Annotated in this window: 22 protein-coding genes; 13 read left to right on the forward strand and 9 right to left on the reverse strand. The window is 47.7% G+C overall.

The window, feature by feature from the left end:
* Nucleotides 1-7 precede the first annotated feature (7 nt).
* Nucleotides 8-313 carry a YbdD/YjiX family protein gene (locus tag CPY98_RS12100; RefSeq protein ID WP_157743860.1) on the forward strand — a complete coding sequence of 102 codons (306 nt, stop codon included), beginning with the start codon at nucleotides 8-10 and terminating at the stop codon, nucleotides 311-313.
* Between the two features lie 62 nt (nucleotides 314-375).
* Here CPY98_RS12100 and kdgT read toward each other — a convergent pair whose 3' ends face one another.
* Nucleotides 376-1359, reverse strand: coding sequence for a 2-keto-3-deoxygluconate transporter (gene kdgT, locus CPY98_RS12105; protein ID WP_096387881.1), 984 nt, complete (start codon nucleotides 1357-1359; stop codon nucleotides 376-378).
* Between the two features lie 260 nt (nucleotides 1360-1619).
* Nucleotides 1620-2285 (reverse strand): fructose-6-phosphate aldolase, encoded by a 666-nt coding sequence (gene fsa / locus CPY98_RS12110; RefSeq protein ID WP_025797109.1) that lies wholly within the window; start codon nucleotides 2283-2285, stop codon nucleotides 1620-1622.
* 159 nt (nucleotides 2286-2444) lie between these two features.
* On the opposite strand from fsa, the gene CPY98_RS12115 reads away from it, so the two are divergent.
* From CPY98_RS12115 to CPY98_RS12130, 4 genes are all read left to right on the forward strand, one after another.
* Nucleotides 2445-3344: a glycyl-radical enzyme activating protein gene (locus CPY98_RS12115; RefSeq protein ID WP_096387883.1), complete on the forward strand. Its 900-nt coding sequence runs from the start codon at nucleotides 2445-2447 to the stop codon at nucleotides 3342-3344.
* Nucleotides 3345-3348: 4 nt separating this feature from the next.
* On the forward strand, nucleotides 3349-5781 hold the full coding sequence (locus CPY98_RS12120) for a formate C-acetyltransferase/glycerol dehydratase family glycyl radical enzyme (RefSeq protein WP_096387885.1): 2433 nt from the start codon (nucleotides 3349-3351) through the stop codon (nucleotides 5779-5781).
* Between the two features lie 72 nt (nucleotides 5782-5853).
* Nucleotides 5854-6615, forward strand: coding sequence for a DNA-binding transcriptional regulator YciT (locus CPY98_RS12125; RefSeq protein WP_043493637.1), 762 nt, complete (start codon nucleotides 5854-5856; stop codon nucleotides 6613-6615).
* The gene (locus tag CPY98_RS12130) at nucleotides 6612-6857 is read left to right on the forward strand and encodes a DUF2164 domain-containing protein (protein WP_025797116.1); all 246 of its coding nucleotides are present in this window, start codon (nucleotides 6612-6614) and stop codon (nucleotides 6855-6857) included. The genes CPY98_RS12125 and CPY98_RS12130 overlap by 4 nt, the downstream gene beginning before the upstream one ends.
* A gap of 169 nt (nucleotides 6858-7026) precedes the next feature.
* On the opposite strand, the gene aphA is transcribed toward CPY98_RS12130, so the two are convergent.
* Nucleotides 7027-7740 carry an acid phosphatase AphA gene (gene aphA, locus CPY98_RS12135; protein ID WP_043493643.1) on the reverse strand — a complete coding sequence of 238 codons (714 nt, stop codon included), beginning with the start codon at nucleotides 7738-7740 and terminating at the stop codon, nucleotides 7027-7029.
* A 283-nt stretch (nucleotides 7741-8023) separates the two neighbouring features.
* Here aphA and dinI point away from each other — a divergent pair, with 283 nt between their 5' ends.
* Nucleotides 8024-8272 carry a DNA damage-inducible protein I gene (dinI, locus tag CPY98_RS12140; protein ID WP_025797120.1) on the forward strand — a complete coding sequence of 83 codons (249 nt, stop codon included), beginning with the start codon at nucleotides 8024-8026 and terminating at the stop codon, nucleotides 8270-8272.
* Between the two features lie 190 nt (nucleotides 8273-8462).
* Here the strand turns inward: dinI and tehA are convergent, their stop codons facing one another.
* Nucleotides 8463-9485, reverse strand: a complete 1023-nt coding sequence (gene tehA / locus CPY98_RS12145) for a dicarboxylate transporter/tellurite-resistance protein TehA (protein WP_043493644.1) — start codon at nucleotides 9483-9485, stop codon at nucleotides 8463-8465.
* Between the two features lie 238 nt (nucleotides 9486-9723).
* Between tehA and CPY98_RS12150 the strand changes: the two genes are divergently transcribed.
* The 4 genes from CPY98_RS12150 (at nucleotide 9724) to CPY98_RS12165 (ending at nucleotide 12532) form a co-directional block, all read left to right on the forward strand.
* Nucleotides 9724-10011: a hypothetical protein gene (locus CPY98_RS12150; protein WP_096387887.1), complete on the forward strand. Its 288-nt coding sequence runs from the start codon at nucleotides 9724-9726 to the stop codon at nucleotides 10009-10011.
* 164 nt (nucleotides 10012-10175) lie between these two features.
* Nucleotides 10176-10430, forward strand: coding sequence for a biofilm formation regulator BssS (bssS, locus tag CPY98_RS12155; RefSeq protein ID WP_004092990.1), 255 nt, complete (start codon nucleotides 10176-10178; stop codon nucleotides 10428-10430).
* 203 nt (nucleotides 10431-10633) lie between these two features.
* Entirely contained in the window at nucleotides 10634-11746 is a 1113-nt protein-coding gene (solA, locus tag CPY98_RS12160) for an N-methyl-L-tryptophan oxidase (RefSeq protein WP_043493646.1), read from the forward strand.
* Nucleotides 11747-11911: 165 nt separating this feature from the next.
* A complete protein-coding gene (locus tag CPY98_RS12165; protein WP_043493649.1) occupies nucleotides 11912-12532 on the forward strand; it encodes a LuxR family transcriptional regulator in 621 nt (206 codons plus the stop codon).
* Between the two features lie 123 nt (nucleotides 12533-12655).
* Here the strand turns inward: CPY98_RS12165 and proP are convergent, their stop codons facing one another.
* The gene (gene proP / locus CPY98_RS12170) at nucleotides 12656-14197 is read right to left on the reverse strand and encodes a glycine betaine/L-proline transporter ProP (protein ID WP_038502296.1); all 1542 of its coding nucleotides are present in this window, start codon (nucleotides 14195-14197) and stop codon (nucleotides 12656-12658) included.
* A 602-nt stretch (nucleotides 14198-14799) separates the two neighbouring features.
* Here proP and CPY98_RS12175 point away from each other — a divergent pair.
* Nucleotides 14800-14892: a DUF2770 domain-containing protein gene (locus tag CPY98_RS12175; protein WP_309544517.1), complete on the forward strand. Its 93-nt coding sequence runs from the start codon at nucleotides 14800-14802 to the stop codon at nucleotides 14890-14892.
* 45 nt (nucleotides 14893-14937) lie between these two features.
* Here the strand turns inward: CPY98_RS12175 and CPY98_RS12180 are convergent, their stop codons facing one another.
* Nucleotides 14938-15975: an AI-2E family transporter gene (locus CPY98_RS12180; RefSeq protein WP_043493654.1), complete on the reverse strand. Its 1038-nt coding sequence runs from the start codon at nucleotides 15973-15975 to the stop codon at nucleotides 14938-14940.
* Between the two features lie 321 nt (nucleotides 15976-16296).
* Here CPY98_RS12180 and CPY98_RS12185 point away from each other — a divergent pair, with 321 nt between their 5' ends.
* Complete coding sequence (locus tag CPY98_RS12185; RefSeq protein WP_043493656.1) at nucleotides 16297-17769, forward strand: PLP-dependent aminotransferase family protein; 1473 nt, start codon at nucleotides 16297-16299, stop codon at nucleotides 17767-17769.
* 19 nt (nucleotides 17770-17788) lie between these two features.
* On the opposite strand, the gene CPY98_RS12190 is transcribed toward CPY98_RS12185, so the two are convergent.
* Both CPY98_RS12190 and CPY98_RS12195 read right to left on the reverse strand, forming a co-directional pair.
* A complete protein-coding gene (locus tag CPY98_RS12190; protein WP_096387892.1) occupies nucleotides 17789-18838 on the reverse strand; it encodes a rhodanese-related sulfurtransferase in 1050 nt (349 codons plus the stop codon).
* Nucleotides 18839-19014: 176 nt separating this feature from the next.
* Nucleotides 19015-19569: a helix-turn-helix transcriptional regulator gene (locus CPY98_RS12195; protein ID WP_043493663.1), complete on the reverse strand. Its 555-nt coding sequence runs from the start codon at nucleotides 19567-19569 to the stop codon at nucleotides 19015-19017.
* Nucleotides 19570-19709: 140 nt separating this feature from the next.
* Here CPY98_RS12195 and CPY98_RS12200 point away from each other — a divergent pair, with 140 nt between their 5' ends.
* Complete coding sequence (locus CPY98_RS12200) at nucleotides 19710-20690, forward strand: multidrug resistance efflux transporter family protein (protein ID WP_025797136.1); 981 nt, start codon at nucleotides 19710-19712, stop codon at nucleotides 20688-20690.
* Here the strand turns inward: CPY98_RS12200 and CPY98_RS12205 are convergent.
* Nucleotides 20631-21527, reverse strand: a complete 897-nt coding sequence (locus CPY98_RS12205; RefSeq protein WP_043493669.1) for a LysR family transcriptional regulator — start codon at nucleotides 21525-21527, stop codon at nucleotides 20631-20633. The two genes, CPY98_RS12200 and CPY98_RS12205, sit on opposite strands and share 60 nt — an antisense overlap.
* Between the last annotated feature and the right edge of the window lie 79 nt (nucleotides 21528-21606).

Genomic DNA, 21606 nt, shown 5'->3' on the forward strand with positions numbered 1-21606 from the left:
GAACATGATGATCAAAAGCGGTTTGCCGTGGAAAAGGCAGGCACAGCCAAACATGGTTATCCTTCGTTGCTTGCCGCTGTCGCTGGGTGAGTCACACCCAACGTCGGCATGGCAGTGGGCAAAACTGATGTATCGGCGAGCCGCGCAAAGCTTTCGGTTGATGGTTGGCGTGCAGGATTACCAGAACTATGTACGCCACCAGCGGCTGCATCATCCCGAAAATACGCCCATGACCGAGCGTGAATTCCATCGCTATTGCTTAGAGGCACGTTTCCCAAGCAAGGGCGGGAAATTGGGCAAATGTCCATGCTGAGGTTCACACGCTAGTCAACGTCAAAACCGGCCAGTTGGCCGGTTTTTTTATGGTGATCTATTCTATTTTACCGCTTGAGGTATGCTTTTCATTGCCAACATACTTTTTGCTCGTTTTGACCACATTGCCGTCAGGATCGGCACCAGTATTGAGGTGACGATAACCGAAGTTGCCACCAGCGCCGTCGCCGCTGGGGCAATAGGTTTGAACGCAGGCACCATCTCAGCAATAAGCACTGGGGTTGCTACCGCCGCGCCTGCCGAACTGGACGCCGCGACACCTGCCGTACCATCGCCGCCGCCGATCAATTTATCGGCAAAAATAAGCGGAATACCGGTGATAATAATAACCGCCACGCCAAGCAGAATACCCAGTAATCCGGTTTGCGCAATCACACCTAAATCAATGGTGTTGCCCAATGCGAAAGCGAAGAACGGAATCAGCGTTTGAACCGCTTTACTGAAAAAGTCACGCAGTTCTGGGTCGAGATTCCCCAAACCAAAGCCGATTAAGAAGGGTAAGACCGCGCCTACGAAAACATGAGGTTCAAACGACGCAATACCTGCAGTACCTAAAATCACCATCGTCATCAACGGCCCTGACTCCAGAGACATTAAGACAAAAGCTCCTGATTCTTCTTTGGTTCCATATTGCTGCATGATCGATGCATATAGTCCGCCGTTCGTCATATCCATAGCGGCAACCAGCGCCAGCGTGGATAAACCGGCGAAGAAACCAATTTCAACGCCGTTTTCCGGGAGAACGCGTGAAGCTATCGCAGCAACCACCCAAGCCACCGCAATCTTAGTCACTACCAAGGTGCCAGACTTACGCAGAACGGTGCCCGTTGCACTGAGCTTAATTGAGGCTCCCATACAGAAAAACCATACAGCCAGAATAGGCACGGTTCCGGTTATCAGACCATTAGTGAACGAACCAAAATATTTGCCCGCATCGGGCGCAAAAGTATGGCAAATCGCCCCAATAAATAACGGAACCAGCATCATACCGCCAGGTATTTTTTCTATTGCGCGCTTGATATGCATGTGAACCCCACCCTGTCATTAAATAAGAAAAACTGACACCTCAGTAGCACTGGATGACATCAGCCAATAACATCGTGGGCAGGACAATACGCATTTATGAGAATGATAAATGTGATCGAAAACCTACAAATAAAACACTGTTTTATTTTTAACGGTCTTTAGTTTTAAATTAAGATCATAATCACATTATTCTCACTGAGCCAAATAGCAGGCATAAAAAAACGGCATCCGTAGACGCCGTTCTTTGCGGACAACACACATTATCCCAATAAATTAGTACCAAACGCACCCTGCCAATCTTGTTCAAATTTCTCAACCGCAGACTGCACCGCTGGGCTTAGTAGCATTTGTTCTGCAATGTCGACCGGCAGCGTGATCGCTTCACACCCCGCTAACATGCAGTCCAATGCCTGACGCGGCGTTTTAAAGCTGGCCGCTAGCACGCGAGAGTTTGGGGCATGCATCTTCAGCAATTGGTGTAATTCTCGCACCATGCCAATACCATCACCGCCCTGCGCATCGACTCGATTAACGTAGGGAGCAACGTAGGCCGCACCGGCCATAGCCGCCAGCAAACCTTGGCCTGCACCATATACCGCGGTGCCAAGCGTGGCGATATTCATTGTATTCAGTTGTTTGATGGCTGCGAGCCCCTCTGCCGTGGTCGGGATTTTCACGATCACGCCAGAAATTCGCTCGGTCAGCATAACGGCTTCTGTCACCATGCGTTCCGAATCATTAGCCATCACCTGCGCAAAAAGTTTACCCGATCCGCCTAGCGCATCCCGCAAGGCTGGTAACACTTCCCAGACAGATTTGCCCTCTTTAGCAATAATGCTTGGGTTGGTTGTCACCCCTTGTAAGGGTAAAACGCGCGCTAATCTCTTCACCGCAATGACATCGGCCGTATCCAGATACAGTTCCATTCACTTCCCCCTATCGAAAATGTGCTCAACGTCTGATTGTGCCCACTATAAAGCATTAAACCTGTTTGCAGTTGATCAATATCAATTCAACTTTCATTCGAAAGTGCATTAATCTTCGTTAGAAGAAAATGAGCATAAATTATACCCTTCGGAGTTCATATGCTATTTAACCTGCAGCGCTATTCGACCCATGATGGGCCAGGGATCCGTACCGTAGTATTTCTGAAAGGGTGCTCTTTAGGATGTCGTTGGTGTCAAAACCCAGAGAGCCGCGCACGTACCCGTGAAGTGCTGTATGACGCAAGATTATGCTTGGAAGGATGTGAGCTATGCGCACAGTGTACACCGCACACCATTCTGCGCGTGAATAGCGGCATAACGATCGATCGTCATGCGATCGCTGATTCCGATTTAGATCGTCTGGAAACATGTTGCCCAACGGGCGCACTATCCGTGTGCGGTTCAGCGCTGGATCTAGATGAGGTGATGGATACGGTGTTGCGGGATTTGCCTTTTTATCAGCGTACTGGCGGCGGAATCACCCTTTCAGGCGGCGAGCCTTTCATGCAGCCCGAAGCCTGTGCAGCATTGTTGCAGCGTAGCCATCATCACCAAATTCATACCGCCGTTGAATCCTGCCTGCATGTGCCTTGGCATAACATCGAGCCCAGCCTTGAGTTTTTGAATCTCTTGCTAGCCGATTTGAAGCACGTTAACGCCAACACCTTTAAACAATGGACTGACGGTTCTGCCAAACGCGTGATGGACAATTTCTGTCGCCTCGCCGCACACGGCGTCAATATGACGATCCGTGTCCCTCTCATTCCAGATTTTAACGCCGATGAAATATCCATTCGCGCAATCACCGATTTCGCCGCCGACGATCTCGGCGCTAAAGAAATTCATTTTCTGCCCTACCACACGCTCGGCATCAATAAATACCGCCTACTGGATATGCCTTATTTAGCGGCGGATAAACCATTGGATAACCCGGAGTTACTGGACTTTGCGCAGCAATATGCCCGCGGCAAAGGTCTTACGGCTCTGCTACGAGGATAATGCCATGACCCAACTCGATCTGACTTCGCTGTCGCCACGTATTCGCGCGCATAAAGAGGCGCTGATCCACATCGTTAAGCCACCGGTATGCACTGAACGCGCACAGCACTATACCGAGATGTACCAGCAGCATCAGGATAAGCCTCTGCCCGTGCGTAGGGCGCTGGCATTAGCCCATCATCTTCAGCAACGCACCATCTGGATTAAGCATGATGAGCTGATCATCGGCAATCAGGCCAGTGAAGTGCGCGCTGCGCCGATATTTCCTGAATATACGGTCAGTTGGATTGAGCAGGAAATCGACGAGCTGGCAGATCGCCCCGGCGCTGGATTCTCCGTCTCAGAAGAGAATAAGGCGGTATTACATAAAATCTGCCCGTGGTGGCGAGGACAAACCGTTCAAGATCGCTGCTACGGCATGTTTACCGACGAGCAAAAAGCCCTGCTCTCAACCGGTATCATTAAAGCAGAAGGCAATATGACCTCCGGTGATGCCCATCTGGCGGTCAATTTCCCCCTGCTGCTGGAAAAAGGACTCGACGGGCTGCGAAATAAAGTCGACGAACGCCGCAGCCGTTTACACCTCACCGACTGGGAAGATTTACACAAGGAGCAATTCCTAAAATCGATTGATATCGCCCTAAGCGCCCTTAGCGATCATATTTTACGTTACGCGGAGCTGGCCAAAAGTATGGCTGAGCAAGAGAATCGACCTGAACGTCAGGCTGAACTCCGCCGTATTGCTGAAAACTGCGAGCTAATTGCACATCAGCCACCGCAAACGTTCTGGCAAGCGCTACAGCTCTGCTATTTCATGCAACTGGTGTTACAGATTGAATCCAACGGACATTCGGTTTCATTTGGTCGTCTCGATCAATACCTTTATCCATGGTACCGCCGCGATGTGGAACTGCAACAAAGCATCAGCCGTGAATTTGCCATTGAGTTATTGCACGGTTGCTGGCTGAAATTGTTGGAAGTGAATAAAATTCGCTCAGGTTCACACTCCAAAGCCTCTGCAGGTAGTCCACTCTACCAAAACGTCACCATCGGTGGCCAAACGCTGGTAAACGGTCAGCCACAGGATGCCGTCAATCCCTTGTCCTACACCGTTTTAGAATCCTGCGGACGTTTACGCTCTACGCAGCCAAACCTCAGCGTTCGATACCATGCGGGAATAAGCAATGATTTCCTCGACGCCTGCGTACAGGTCATTCGGTGTGGCTTTGGCATGCCCGCGTTTAATAACGATGAAATTGTGATCCCAGAATTTATTAAACTGGGCGTTGAACCGCAGGATGCCTATGATTATGCCGCGATTGGCTGTATCGAAACTGCCGTCGGCGGAAAATGGGGATATCGCTGCACCGGTATGAGCTTCATCAACTTCGCCCGTGTGATGCTTGCCGCATTAGAACAAGGCCGCGATGCCACCAGCCAAAAGATATTTTTACCGCAAGAGTTAGCGCTGTCTAAAGGTAACTTTGAAACGTTCGATCAGGTTATGAACGCGTGGGATGAGCAAATCCGTTACTACACCCGCAAATCAATCGAGATTGAATGCGTGGTGGATACCGTACTTGAAGAAAACGCCCATGACATTATCTGCTCTGCGCTAGTTGATGATTGCATCGAAAGAGGCAAAAGCGTGAAGCAAGGCGGGGCTAAATATGACTGGGTTTCTGGCCTACAGGTCGGTATCGCCAACCTCGGTAACAGCTTAGCCGCAGTACGTAAATTAGTGTTCGAACAAGGCATTATCGGTCAGCAGCAGCTTGCCGCCGCGCTGGAAAATGATTTTGATGGTTTAGGCGGTGAACTGCTGCGCCAGCGATTGATGAACAATGCACCTAAATATGGCAACGACGAAGATGACGTCGATAACTTGCTGGTTCGTGCCTATCAGACCTATATTGATGAACTGAAACAGTACCATAATACGCGTTTTGGTCGTGGTCCGATTGGCGGCACCTATTATGCGGGAACCTCATCCATTTCGGCCAACGTGCCGTTTGGTGCGGCTACGCAGGCCACGCCGGATGGACGTAAAGCCAAAACGCCGCTGGCGGAAGGCGCAAGCCCAGCATCGGGAACCGATCATCTTGGGCCTACGGCAGTATTTAACTCTTTAGGCAAACTCCCCACCGCCGCAATTTTAGGGGGCGTATTGCTGAATCAGAAACTCAATCCGGCTACGCTGGAAAATATGCGCGATCGAGAAAAACTGATGCTGATGCTACGCACCTTCTTTGAAGTGCATAAAGGCTGGCACGTGCAGTACAACATCGTTTCACGCGAAACACTGCTGGAAGCCAAAGCCCATCCAGAGCGATATCGCGATCTTGTGGTGCGCGTGGCGGGATACTCAGCGTTCTTTACAGCCTTATCTCCTGACGCTCAGGATGATATCATCGCGCGTACCGAACATACGCTTTGATGTAGGCGATTAAGCACAAAACTATCGGTGGTTTCGGCCACCGATATATTAGCTCGTTAAGCCAAGGAACTCATGAATTCAAGACAGCAAGCTATTCTCCAATATGTCAATGATATACGCCGCGTTAGCGTGGCCGATCTAGCGCGTAATACCGGAGTTTCAGAGGTGACGATCCGTCAGGATCTGAATCTATTGGAAAAGCGTAACTACCTAAAGCGCATCCACGGATACGCCGTGGCGCTAGAAAGCGACGATGTAGATGCTCGAATGATGATTAATTTCACGTTAAAACAAAAATTGGCGGCCTATGCCGCGTCTTTGGTTAACGATGGCGAAACGATTTTTATCGAAAACGGCAGTACTAATGCCCTTCTCGCCCGTTATCTGGCAGAACGTAAGCGCGTTACGTTGGTGACCGTGAGCACCTACATAGCGCACCTGCTGAAAGAAACGGATTGTGACGTCATTTTGATGGGTGGGCTGTACCAAAAACGCAGCGAAACGATGGTAGGTCCACTAACTCGCCAGTGCATTCAGCAAGTTTATTTCAACAAAGCCTTCCTCGGTATTGATGGTTTTCATCCTGAAACAGGCTTTACCGGTCGCGATATGATGCGCACCGATATTGCTAACACAGTATTAGCCAAAGGCGTTGAAAACATTGTGCTGACAGATTCATCAAAGTTCGGCCAAATAAACCCCAACCCCTTGCAGCCCACTCATGCGATTAATCGGGTAATCACTGATTATCGTTTAAGCGACGAATACAGAAACCATCTCAAAAAGATGAATATTGAGCTTGATATCGTGTATGAAGAGCAAGGTACGCTATGAGTGACATCACCTTCAGCCGTGAGCAGACCTCGCAGATGGTCCACAAATTACAAAAATATCTACAGGCTGAATTAGACGTCGAAATTGGTGATTTTGATGCAGAGTTCTTGCTGGATTTCTTTGCCAAAGAGCTCGGCGCGCACTTTTATAATCAAGGGATGGCTGACGCCCTGCGCGTAGTAGAAGAAAAAACGGAAGATCTTGTCGATACCCTAACTTGGCTGCAAAAGCCTGTCGATTAAACAGCTCGACGCGAGGCAATAGATACGGGGTATTACTAATGCACGATTTTAGGGGGAGCACACCGATGGGGTCGTAGCGGCGTAAGCCGCCGGAGCGCCCCACGGTGTGGTAGACCCGTGTATCTCGATTTCCTTATACCCCGTATCTATTTTGCTGTTCTCTAACGTATTAATACTCAGAGTTAACAATAACCTCTTCACCCAGCGCACCGGCTTTTGGCAACGGCTGATAGCTTGAGTTGGATGCGCGCAATACGCGAATACCCCGGATCCCGACATCGCGAGCCGCGGTGATATCTCCATCCGAATCGCCGTAGTAAACCTTAATCTGCTTTTCCTTAATCCAGTTTATCTTGGTATTTTGCCCCGGTTGATCGCCGGCAAAGATCACGCTATTCATGCTGGCTGCCGGTATTGAGAAATCTTCTTGCAAGGTATTGGTAACGGTCTCTGTTTTAGTCGGGCTGCGGCCGGTAATGAAATAGATGCTGTCGCCGCGTTTAAGGTGCATGGCAATCAGATCTTTGCCCACCTGCTTGGGCATACTGAAGCTGTCCCAGCCGTTATTCATTTTCTCCCAAAATGCCGGATCTTTCAGATAGCTTTGATCTTGCGGAGAGAACTCTTTCTGCCCACGATAAAACCCTGGGCTCGAAAATAGCACCGTATCATCAATATCAAAACCGACTGCGATAGGAGGAATGCCCTGTAGGCTATTCTCAATCTGTGTCACCGAAACCCAGTGAATCGGCGCTTGGTGTGCCAGCTGTGCCACAGTAACACCGGCATTAAGAGGCGTATCTGTAGAGACTTTTGCCTGTGTCGATGGGCTTAAACTGATAACAAAAGCTAACGCACTGAGTGCAACCGCAATCTTTCGCATGGATATTCCTTTTATTTGTTATTTCTCACATTCACATCTGTGGGATATCTGATTAGGGTTTTGTCACATTCGCGTTTCATAGTATGCAGCAAATACAGCAGAAAACGTGCTCTGGTTCAAAATTGGTGGGCGTAATAAACCGACAAATTGGGAGAACTTCGCATATTGCGAGAAAAGTGACTGGCAGAAGCACAAAGAAAATAAAAATAGTGCTTGTACAGTATTGCGTTAACAGAATCTCGACTGTATAAATATACAGTATATTGTGAATGCGGAGGCGACCATGCGCATTGAATTAACATTGGATAAACGTAACAAGCTGCCAGACGGTGCTCTGGAAGCATTAAACCACGAATTTTCGAAACGAGTAAATCATATCTATCCTGATACCGCGGTACAGGTGCGAATGACTAACTCAAATACGCTAACCGTTATGGGCGGGCTGAAATCCGACAAAGAACGCATCGAGGAAGTCCTGCAAGAAACGTGGGAAAGTGCCGATGACTGGTTCGATAACGGATTTAGCGAATAACACGAATTCGCGGTGTAAACACACATTTTTACGTCGCAATAATAAGCCTAATTCATTGAATGATAATAGGCGATGAGTTCCATCTCCGTTAGCCATCGGCAATTCCTACGGATAGTAAAATACGTAGGCCGGGAGTCGCTTCCCGGCTTTTTTTTACCTATCAATCCACACAACGTTTTTCCTGCACCCATTATTTCGTTCGCGATGTGCAGCAAGGTCTTTCCACCGTAGGGATCAGCCTTTTTTGCATCAGCAGAATCATTGTTTTAACCATCAGCAAAGCAATCACGACGTTAGTGAAAACGAACATGGGAACCGCTAACGCCGCAAACAATCCATCTTGCTCGCCCACGCTTAAATGCAGAGCGGTGGTTGCGAGTGCTGAAATTCCGAATGAAAAGCTCCAAAAAGAAGCATTGAAAGGCTGTCTCATATACCACGGCATCAGCCGCAACATAAAAATAAGCTGCAACAGTCCATAGCCAAACAGCATCTTGGCAACAAAGTCTGTATGTCCGCCATTAACGCTGAGATAAGCACTGCATGCCACCAACGCCGGCGCAAGTTGAATACCCAGCGAAGTTCGTACCGGCTTAGCCATTTCGCCATGGCTACGCAGTCGATGTAGGATCGCGGGCTCCAAGCTCAACCATGAAAATACCCCCGCGCCGAAGAACATAATACCCAGATCGTGAAAGCCTAATGCGCCACATGCCATGGCACTGATAAAGTTATTGGCCACCGTGGGCAAGTATAAGCCTGGTGTCGTGGCCTCGGCCGGATGCTCTCCTTTCCACAGCCCTGCGCTTTGCCATGCGGCATAGCACAGTTGGACACAGGCACCGATCCCAAACATGATTTCAGCCAGAAGATGCGTTGGCGAATAATGTGCAAAGCCAATTGAAACCAACATTGTGGTGGCTGGGAATAAGCTAACGAAGCTTCCGGTCAGCGGATGACGCATTTCGGCTATCACTAACTGGGGATAACGCACAAGGCGATATATAAAAGCCAGCGCTAAACTGAGCCAAATCAACGTTGCTAGCCCAACTAAGCCTTCACCAATGAAAGGAGAAATGGGCCAAATGGTCGCCGCATAGCGCCAAGCAAAACCCATCCCGATGATGCCCAGCACCATTCCAAAATATCCTGCAGGGATATTGACCACCTGAGGCTCAGTGCGCTCAGCGGCGCTTTCTATAGAACTATTCATGAGAACTTTTACACAACTAAAACAAGACGCAGATTATAGCGGATGATCCCCTCGGTGTTTTCACTTTCATCCTACAAAACTGACAAAGTGTCATTTTTAATACGCTTTTCATCACCTCGCGCTGGATTTAGGTTATTTATCTGATTGTATTGGCATAAAAGGATGGACTAGGCTTAACTTAAACCCGTGGTTTAACTCGTCTTAATACTCTAGGACACATGCCGTAGGAGAACAGTAAATGAACAATGACAACCCAGAACATGCGATGACGTTTGGCGAGCTACTGGAACTGATTCACGATCAGCAACGTAGAATTAATATGCTGGAAACCGCATTTTCCTATTTAGCATTTGGACTCGAGGGAAAAAGCTGTCAATTATTGATCCACAGCTTGAAATTGGAGGCTAACAACCAAACATATGATACTAAGACGCAAGAATACTTCGCCAAGCTTGCAGAGCAGTTTGAGGTACGTAATTCCGGCGTCAGCGAGACAGCAGCAATCCCAAACAATGACAATATCTAGTCAGCTCTACGTTTGATAAATCACCAGAAAACATTTTTTTAACAAAACACACAAAAAATGCGTCATTTAAACAGTTAGATGCGTATACTGAAAATGCTCATCTAATGAGACACATTGATCCTGGTTAGTAGCTCACGACAGTCACTACGTTTTAGGGGGTCTTTATGAACGGAAAAGATGAAGTAATTCAGACACACCCAGTGGTTGGTTGGGATATCAGTACTGTTGATAGCTATGATGCTCTTATGATCCGCCTGCATTATCTTTCTTCACGCGATCAAGATCCTGAGAAAGCGGAAGTCGATCGCACTCTGTGGTTAACCACCGATGTTGCACGGCAGCTCATTGACATCCTCGAAGCCGGAATTGAAAAGATAGAATCCTCGGAATACCAAGACATTGATTATCTTAAACATTAGTACATTAACGCACCGCTAAAGCACCGCCCCTCACAAGGCGGTGTTTTTTTATGTATCGATTTTCCTCTGCCCCCCTGCAAAGGTTATCATCAGGTTGTAAAATAGATCGTAAATGTTGTTTAACCAGGCTGATTGCGCTGGATTCGTTTATTGCAATAAAGCTGGTGTACTCATGGAAAAACCATGACACGGAGGATCCCCTTATGAAATACGATTTAGCGATTGTCGGCTGCGGCTCTGTTGGTGCTGCCGCGGGTTATTATGCTGCGCTTTCAGGCTTAAAGGTTCTGATGCTAGATAGCCATACACCGCCCCATCGGCATGGTAGTCATCATGGTGACACCAGAATTATTCGCCATGCCTATGGCGAAGGTGAAAAATATGTTCCCTTAGTGCTACGCGCGCAGGAACTGTGGACCAAGTTAGAAGAAGTTTCAGCCGTACAGCTCTTTCATCGCAGCGGCGTGCTCAACATTGGGCCATCCAGTTCTGAATTCATGCGTAATGCCGAAAACAGCGCTACTCAGTTTGGGCTGACCGTAGAGAAAATGGATGCCGAGCAACTGCAAAAACGCTGGCCTGAGTGGTCCGTGCCTGATGGTTATATCGGCCTTCTAGAACCTAACGCCGGTTATTTAAAAGCTGAGCTCGCGGTGGGTATTCTCAATGAAAAAGCCGCAGAGGCCGGTGCTGATCTACACTTTAACTGTCAGGTGAATGCCATTACGCCTGAGGATAAGGGGGTAAAAATCACCACAGCTGAGGGCGAGTTTAATGCACATCGAGTTGCCGTTACTGCCGGAACATGGGCAAAAGCGTTGCTGCCGGAATTGCCAATAACCCCAGTACGTAAAGTATTCTCTTGGTATCAAGCCGATGGGCGCTATAGCGAAAACAATAACTTCCCTGCTTTTACGGTTGAAACGCCTGAAGGGGATCAGTTTTATGGCTTCCCATATAACAATGATGGTCTAAAATTGGGTAAACATAATGGTGGACAGCCCATTACCGTGCCCGAACAGCGCCGCCCGTTTGGCACTAATCCACAAGATGGGAGTGAAGTATTTGGCTTTTTACGCCAATTTCTGCCTGGCGTCGGCGTCTGTCTGCATGGTGAGGTTTGCACCTATGATGTCTCTCCAGATGAAGATTTCATTCTAGACTCACTTCCAGACTCGCCACAGATCAGTGTCGTGACAGGCTTAAGCGGGCATGGTTTCAAATTTGCTACCGTATTAGGTGAGATTATTGCGCTTCAGGCTGCTGGCCAACCCGTTCCATTCGATTTATCTCCTTTCAAAATAAGTCGATTTTAATTGCTCGCCCGCGAAAATTGCGGGCCAATAATTTAATCGCACAAACCATCAACTGTAATGGTTATTTTAGAATTGACAACTACATATTAAAAACACTAACTTATAGAGGTTAAATTTATATAAACCATATCACAAAACATAAGACGTTATTTTCAAGGATGATGAATGAACGTATTAGTTGTAGACAAGTGTCTCTATACACGACTAGGGATATCCTGTTATTTTTCTGAAGAAACAGGTATAAATATTCACCATGTGAATTCAGTGAATCAAGCTTTAGAGAAAAAAGATATACCTAATCCTGATATTATTTTAGTCAATCTAACTGATTATTGCCGTATCAATGAGCAAGACACCTCTCTGATAAGATTTTTCTCTCAGTATTCACACGTTAAAATATTCGTTTACCTCGATGCAGACTATCCGAATGGCACTAGACCTATCATATTAAACAGTCATGTATATATTATTAATAAACAAAAACTTACGTCACTTCTTGCTGTTTTTACTGATTTACATCAAAAACCAGACCTACATAAAAGCATACAGCAATACTTTGGCAACTACCCCGCATTGACAGACCGCGAAGCTTCCATAACCCAATATTGGATGGAAGAAATGCCGAACCACAAAATTGCACGTAAGTTAAATATCTGTGGACGAACTGTATATGTACATAAACAACACATCACCGAGAAAATGCATGTAAGGAATCGGCTCGAATTCTGCTATCTCTATAATGTCATTAAGTATGTCGTCTGCCCTGCCCCTTGCTTTATAAAATAAATACTGCGGTATGAAAAAGCCCGCGAATGCGTCGCGGGCTTTTTTTAAAAGAAAATGCTTTTCATAATATAATTCACAAAACAATAGTTTTATATTTACATCATAATTAATTAATAAGCATCTTTAATTTACAGTACTCTGGTTATTTTGTAAGACCAGCTCTTGTTCTTTTTTCTGGCGGCGTAAACGTAATTTGTTTATCAAGGCTTTCGCTTCAGCTTTGGTCGCTACCGCAGGCGCCGAACCACGCAGTGGCTTCCTCGCTGTTTCTCGCATAAACAGCACAGTGACAACGCCAATCACACCTGCCCCCATCAAATAATAAGCCGGAACCATTTGATTGCCCGTTGACGAAACCAGCCATGAAGTCATCAACGGAGTCGTTCCGCCAAATAATGAAACCGAAATATTAAAGCCTACCGCCAAAGCACTGTAGCGAGTTTGCGTAGTAAATAACGCAGGCAATGCTGATGGCATGGTGCCGCTAAAGCAGGTATGCAGCACCCCTAAAATCATCAAACCTGCAAATACTGCCCACATATTCCCTGTACCTATCAGCATCAGGGATGGGATAGCCAAGACGATTAAACCCAGCGCACCAAACATAATGACCGGCTTACGACCTAAACGGTCATTCCAATGGCCCCACAGCAGCGTCATTGGCATCATGATAAACATGACCACCATGATCAGCATTAAGCCACTGAGCTCGCTCAGACCCAGCACACCGGTCAAATAGCTCGGCATGTATGAGGTCAGCATATAATTAGATACGTTGAACAGCAGGACGAGGCCAATACACTTCAACATCTGCTGCCAATAGGTGCCCATCATTTCGAACAAGCCCATCTTCGGCTTACTTTCTTCAATGGCTTCCTGTTTTTCCATATGCTTTTGGAACGCAGGTGTTTCTTCAAGTTTCAAACGGATGTAAAGACCAAATAATCCTAACGGCGCAGCGATAAAGAACGGAATACGCCAACCCCATGCAAGCAATGTTTCTTCAGGCATGATCGCCGTCAGCCCCGTCACCAGCATCGCACCTAACAAATAGCCGCCGAATGTACCGAACTCTAACCAGCTCCCCATGAAACCACGGCGCTTATCCGTTGAATACTCAGCGATAAAGGTAGCAGCGCCACCGTACTCACCACCGGTGGAAAATCCCTGAACCAAACGAGCGACCAGAAGCAAAATGGGAGCCGCAATACCAATACTTTCATAGCTTGGGATCAGACCAATACAGAATGTTCCCACCGCCATCATGATCATGGTAAACGCCAATACCTTTTGGCGACCAATGCGATCGCCGAGCGGGCCAAACACCATGCCTCCGAGTGGACGGACCAAAAATGCTGCCGCAAAGGCGGCGAAGGTAGCGATCAACTGGGCTGCAGGGCTGCCGCTGGGGAAGAAGACTTTACCAATGGTCACAGCTAAAAAACTGTAAACACCAAAGTCAAACCACTCCATGGCGTTACCCAACGCCGCAGCGCCTACTGCACGCTTGAGCATGCTGCGGTCGACGATAGTAATATCGTCAACGGTCATTTCTGGTTTTTGATTTTTCTTTTGACTCTTGCGCCAAAACGCAAGATGGGATGAATGTGGCTGTGCATTAGCCACGCGCGTTTCTGACGCGAGAGTCTCTTTAGGATCGGTCATAGTTACCCTTGATGTGCATTGAATTAATTCTCAGCAGCACCATAGATTTCGCGTCCCCGTAATTACGGCTTAATCCCATTTTCGGATCGCAGCGTGAGGCGAGATCTATGCAGCAGCATTAACGAGAAGTCGTTAAAAGTTACCTATTTTTTGTCGTGTTATTTTCTGCTCCCTTAGCAGTTTTTTTATTTTCCATGACACCTTTACATATCTTTAATTTACACATTTTAGTGACTTCGGTCAAGTTTTTGACTTTTTGTCTAACACATCATCTCGGTAATTTACCGACGTCATCACATGCGGTTATTATTTAAAAATAACTTACTATTCATATGATTAGATTAAATTTTGTTTTATTCATGTTCGCTGTAAACCGGGTAAAACCGATGCTAAAACTGATGCTGAATAAGGCTTTATCACACACCGTTTTTAGCTAGGAAATTGACAAAAAAAGACAGACAATTAAGCCAGGTTTTCAAGGGGAATATATGTGGTAAATCCGACAGAAATATCATCTGCTGATTGTAGTTTTAGATATAAAAAATTATACTTTTTTCAATCTGCACTTTTGAGCTGCACGCATGTTTGACAAAATAATTCAGATGATTATTAACAACGTTCGAAATCATCTGATCTTTTATCTGGCCATTTCGTTATTACTCCTTCTGTTAGATATTTATCTTCTTTACTTCTAAAATCGCCTTCCCCCTCTTCCCACGAAGAGAGGGCTTCGTCACAGGCTATTTCTCTTCCACGCCCTCACCTAAAAGAACCGCAAAACGCGATCCCACAGGGGTAAGCTCTAGCAAGATTTTCACGACGATAGTTAATGGAACCGACAACAACATACCGATAGGGCCAAGCAGCCATCCCCAAAATATCAGCGACAAGAACACCACCAGCGTTGAAAGCCCCAAACCACGCCCCATCACTCGGGGTTCGAGAATGTTGCCAAACACCATATTAATGACGATATAACCCGACGCCACCATGACGGCATCGCCAAAACTATTGAACAACAGTGCCTGAATCACCGGTGGAACAGCGGCAATCACTGAACCAATATTCGGGATATAGTTCAACACAAAAGCCAATACGCCCCACATCATGGCAAAGCGAATCCCCATCAGGTGCAACATTAGCCAAACCACCACGCCAGTAATAACGCTGATACCGGTTTTCAACGCCAAATATTGGGTTACACCATCCAACGCCCGCTGAATACTTCCCATGCCCGCATCAGCATTGGAGAGTGACTTTCGTAGTTTGTAAGGAAGATGGGGAACTTCCATCAACATAAAAACGACCGTCATCAGCAGCAGGAATAAACTCGACATTGCCCCTGATAATTGAGTGACGATCCGCGTGGCCATATTCATCACCACTCCGGGATCAAAATGATTAGCTAATTCGATAGGTGAAAAATTCAGATTCAAGCGCTCGGCAATATGCTGTACCACCGCAAGCTTGTTGGCTAACATGCCGCGATACTGCGGTAACGTTCTGCTGAAATCGTTGAGCGAGGAGCCCAGCATACCAATCATCAGCGTCAGCAGCAGAATAATAATAACCAGTACCAGCCCAACTGCAGCTGCGCGTGGCAAGCGTAACCGCATAAGCCCCGTCACTAACGGGTTTAGAATAATGGCCAGAAACAGGGCCAGTAAAAACGGTACAATAATGTCAGACGCTGCTCTTACACCGGCTAACACGATAACCAGAGCCGCAGCCATAATCGCAATTCGAATACCCTGCGCGCTTAATACGGTTCGGGACATGGTGATTCCTTGTTGTCATATATCCTGATCGGTGCTTTCCGATCCTGTTGTTCGCATAATTCCTATCCAAGCCCTTGCTCACCCATCATTCTTCAGATGCTGTCTCTAGCCAGATACGGTCATTCTCTATAGATTATCGCAAGATTTTTTTGATCACTACCCACCCACTAAATTCAGAATATCAATATGAATAAGGTCATTGGTAGTGGTAATTAAATAATTGATTGTAATATATTTTACGTCAACATATTGATGGATACTCCATCCCATTGGCTAGAATCACGTATACTGGCGTTTTATTCTCTTTGATCCGGATCCCGAATGCTGTCGTTTAACCTCGATCGCCACGACTCTCTGTCGCTGCAAAAACAGATTTATCAGCAAATCCATACGGCGCTGCACAACGGAGTGTTAACGAACGGCGAACGCCTGCCTTCCATTCGTGAGCTCGGAGAAAAGCTACAGGTTTCTCGCAATACGATTACCGCCGTTTATGAAAAACTGGTCCTGGAAGGCTTTATTGCCAGTCGTCCCGGCGTGGGATACAACGTCATCCTTTCATCCCGGGTAGAGCTCCCCGAGTCTAAAACACCGCAAAGCGATTTAGACCATCCGCCCAGCGTTTTGCAGACTCAGGCTCCAGACACCTACGTTGACGTAGATAGCCCCATGTTTTTCAGCCTGGGTAATCCAGATGAATCCTCGTTTCCTTGGCAGCGCTGGCGCAGTTGGAATAACAAAGCCTCACGCAGTAAACATCTGTTGATGACGCGTTATCACCCACCGGCAGGTCTGATGTCGCTGCGACAAGAGTTGGTCAAATACTTGGCGAATGCACGCGGCATTCATACCGATGCAGATCACATCATCATCACCAACGGCGTCCAAGAAGGTTTAGCCCTGATTGCGCGCACGCTATTAACGCCGCAAGAGCATATAGCCGTGGAGTCCCCCTGCTATTCCGGCGCGTGGAATTTATTTAGTAGCTGCACCCCGCATATTCACGCTATTCCGGTAGATGATTTTGGGTTGCAAACCCAAGGCCTGCCAGACCAGCAGTGTGCGCTAGCCTACGTGACACCGTCACATCAGTATCCTGTAGGTGGAACATTGCCGCTAGAACGACGCAAAATGCTGTTGGACTGGTCGCGGCGCTCAAACGCCTACGTGATTGAAGATGATTACGACACGACGTTTCTCTACGGCACACAGCCGCTTCCGGCGTTGAAATCATTGGAAAATGCGAACAACGTTATTTATCTCAGCAGTTTTTCGAAAACGCTGGGACCCGGCATGCGCATTGGTTTTATGGTATGTCCAGAGCGGTTAGTTGCACCAATTCTTAATCTAAAAGCGCTGTGGAATCACGGTGCCAGCTGGCTGTATCAGCAATTCCTCGCCGACTTTATGCACGATCAGGGTTATCACCGCCATTTGCGCAAACTGGAAATCGAATATGGCGCACGCCAAAAATTATTACGTGAAGGCCTAATGACGCTATTCCCCAGTGCCACGCTGCTAGGCACCTCGTCGGGCCTGCACATCACGTTAAAAACGTCACTATCGGCCCACACCGTTAGTCAACTGCGTGAACGCTGCCTGCGAGAAGGCGTACGTTTTGATACCTTAGGTAGCATGTGCAATGGATCAGAGAACGCCTATCTCGCAGAAAATCAGGATACGCTGATGCTGTTTGGCTTTAGCGCATTGTCGCAGGGACATATTCGGTTAGCATTAGAGATTATTGGCAAAGCCTGCCGGGAGCTGAGTATTTCATCCACCGGCAAAGCTTAACTGCGGCTATTTGTGCGGGTTATTCGTCGCGGCCAGGAATGCGTAAGCGAAGGGGCTTACTGCGTGACTTGTTGAAAATCATATTGCCATTTTCACGTCCGGCACGGCGAGCCCGCTGCTCTTCAACCGGCAGCGCTCGTTCCTCTTGGCATTCAGAACTACAGCAACCGCTGTATTTCTCTGCGCAGGACACACATTGAATAAATAGCAGATGACAACCGTCGTTCAAACAGTTGGTGTGCGTATCGCATGGTGTCCCGCACTGGTGACATTGAGAGATAATATCGTCGGTGATGCGTTCGCCCATGCGCTCGTCAAAGACAAAATTTTTGCCAATAAACTTCAGCGGTAATCCCTGCTCACGGGCACGGCGAGTGTATTCGATGATGCCACCTTCCACATGATAAACATTATTAAACCCGTTATGCAGCATATAGGCGCTGGCTTTTTCACAGCGTATCCCACCGGTGCAATACATCACGATTTTCTTATCTTTATCCTGCTGTAACATATCTACCGCCATCGGCAGCTGATCGCGGAAAGTATCCGAAGGCACTTCTAACGCATCGGTGAAATGCCCAACCTCATACTCATAGTGATTGCGCATATCCACAAACACCGCATCAGGATCATCCAACATCGCATTCACTTCAGCCGCTTTTAGATATTGACCTACGTTGGCAGGATTAAAGCTAGGGTCATCAATACCATCGGCAACAATTCGCTCACGTACTTTCATACGCAAAACCCAGAACGATTTTCCATCATCGTCTAGCGCCACGTTCATTCTTAACCCGTCGAAATCAGGGTGCGCCTGATACAACGCGCTTTTCATCGCTTCGTAGCGGCTTGCAGGAACGGAAATCTGTGCGTTAATCCCTTCATGAGCGATGTAGATACGGCCGAACACACCGAGATCGCGAAACGCAATGTAGAGAGCGTCACGAAACAGCTGTGGCTCTTCGATTCGGCAGTATTTGTAGAATGAAACCGTGGTGCGCGGCTCAGTTTCGGCCAGCATCTTGGCTTTTAATTCTTGGTTGGATATTTGGTTATGTAACACTGGCATGGTGTTCATTTCCTCAATGTTAGTTTTTCAGATTCTCACAGGCTCATCGGGCATATAATCCGAGGCCGCCCCATAGGGCGGCGATTATGGATATTCATTGATGAATAATCCACCGACAGACCGTGTGGTTATTTAAAAAATAGCTAACAAAAAGATAAATAAATGTTGCTGGGTGCTTATTCATCCTCACGTGATTGGGGATAATGAACAATATTGTAGAATTTAGCGGCTTGATTGCTCGTATTGCGATAGCTGTGTATTTGGTCAGCTACAAAGCGCAATGGCTTGCTGGTGGTCACCGCCTGCCATACGCCTTTCACCTGCACTTCGATTTCGCCATCGATCATGAGAATGTCTTCAATAACCCCTTGCTCGTGCGCATAGGAGTTGTGAATGCATCCCGCGTGCAAGGTGATAAGAAGCACTTCATAGCCCAACTGGGCATCAAAACTGAGTTGAGTCTGAGCAGTAATTGCCTCATCTTCATGATGCAAACTTAGCATAGGCTCTTCATCCACCAGCTGCGGAGGTAAAAATTCACTGAAGGAAGCCTGTAGCCCGCTAGAGATCCGCCACAGGGTGACCACGGTTGGGCTCGATTCGCCACGCTCTATTTGCCCAAGCATAGCCTTGCTCACCCCCGTGGCCTGCGCCGTTTTATCTAGACTCCATCCGCGCCGTTGACGCAGTTCACGCAACGTTTTTCCAATATGAAGAGCAAGATCGGTCATGATTTATTCTCATTGGTGTTGTGCGTTATAACGCACAATGCTAATCTTGTTTCGTGCGCTATAACGCACAAGGCGGTGAAAAGTTTATCCTACTACAAGCCATTCACCAATCCTGATACATAAAAAACTCGGACTTACCCATGCAGGCTATTGTCTACGGCGTGATCTCATCCCTTTTCTTCGCCTTCACTTTTATTTTCAATCGTTCTATGGAAATTGGCGGCGGCGACTGGATGTGGAGTGCCAGTTTACGATTTTGGTTTATGGCACCAATGCTATTGGTGCTTGTCGCCCTGCGCGGCCAGCTACGCCAAAGCCTTGCTCATCTGCGACAGAATATCCGCCCCTATTTGCTGTGGAGCACGCTGGGCTTTGGGCTGTTTTATGCGCTTGTTACGTTGGCGAGCGCCTATGGTCCCGGCTGGTTAGTGGCGGGGACGTGGCAAATTACTATTATTGCAGGATCGTTGCTGGTGCCTTGGCTGGGCGCAAGCGGTGAGCCTAAGCATAAAATTCCGTGGTTTGGACTACGTTGGTCACTGCTGATCTTACTCGGTATTGCGCTGATGCTGTGGCAACAAGCTGAACATATCAGCCTGTTTCAGGCGCTGGCGGGGCTCATCCCCGTGGTTATCGCCGCATTTTTGTATCCTCTTGGCAACCGCAAGATGATGAATATTTGCCACCATAATGTGGATACGCTGCAACGCGTATTGAACATGACCCTCGCCAGTCTGCCATTTTGGTTGGTGATTTCGTTAGTGGCTTGGTCACGTGTTGGCCTTCCTTCCGCGCCACAGGTCGAGCAATCCGTATTGGTGGCGCTGTTTTCTGGCGTTATTGGCACCCTGCTTTTCTTTGCTGCAACCAACCGCGTGCGTAATGATCCCTCGCAGCTTGCCGCCGTGGAGGCCACACAATCAGGCGAAGTATTGTTTACGCTGCTGGGCGAGATGTTTTTCCTCGGTGCTGCGCTGCCTTCCCCCGTTTCTCTGCTCGGTATTACCTTAGTTATTTTAGGTATGATTGCGCACAGCATGGCTTCTAAGCAAATAAGAGGCTCAGGCAAAACGCGGATCCGACGCAAAGCGAGCCACCAAGAAATCGAGAAACGCGCGTAGGGAGACGGGCAGAAACTGGCGCGACGTGTAAACACCATATATTCCCAGATCTTCTGGCTGATATTCAGGCAGGATCTCAACTAATTGCCCATCTGCGAGCAATTGATTCACCAAATAACGCGGCAACAAGCTGATGCCAAAACCACGCAGCGTTGCCGCCGTTAACACCGTTGCACAATTAGCACTTAAATTGCCGCTTATCGGCACCGTGATGGATTCCCCTTGATAGACAAAGCCCCAATGGTGATGAGCGTAGTATTCATGCGTCAGGCAGTTATGTTCACTTAAATCCGTAATTGTTTGCGGTAACGCATGGTGTTCGAAATAGCGAGGAGCCGCACACAATACCGAATGACAGGTTCCCAAGCGGCGAGCAATCAGGTTGTGATCCAGCTGATTCGTAATGCGGATTGCCAGGTCGATACGTTCATCCACTAGGTTAAGCGTTTTTTCTTGGCGGCAAATATCAATCTGAGCAACCGGATTGAACGTCAGGTAGTCACACACCGCATCGGTAAGAAAGGCCTGTATCAGCGACTGGCTGCTCGTGATACGTAACAAGCCTCTCGGTTGCTGCTGACTATTATCAACCACCTGCTCAATCTCTTCGCTTAACAACAGCAACGCTTTACAGCGCACAAGAACCTCTTCGCCGGCGCTGGTTAGGCTTTGGCTGCGCGTAGTTCGATGCAACAGGCGGCCACCAATCCACTGTTCTAAGTCTGCCAAATAGCGTGAAACCATGGCTCGCGAAAGATTCAGCTTCTCTGCGGCGCGACTCAAACTCCCCTGCTCAACGACGCAAACAAAAACCCGCATCGCACTGAGTCGATCCATATGTTCTCTCCTACGATTTGCTCGATTTGGTAAACAGTATGTCTACTATTCTGGCCTATTTCTTTCAACGATTGCTGAA

Source organism: Hafnia sp. CBA7124 (genome assembly GCF_002355555.1).
Classification (GTDB): Bacteria; Pseudomonadota; Gammaproteobacteria; order Enterobacterales; family Enterobacteriaceae; genus Hafnia; species Hafnia alvei.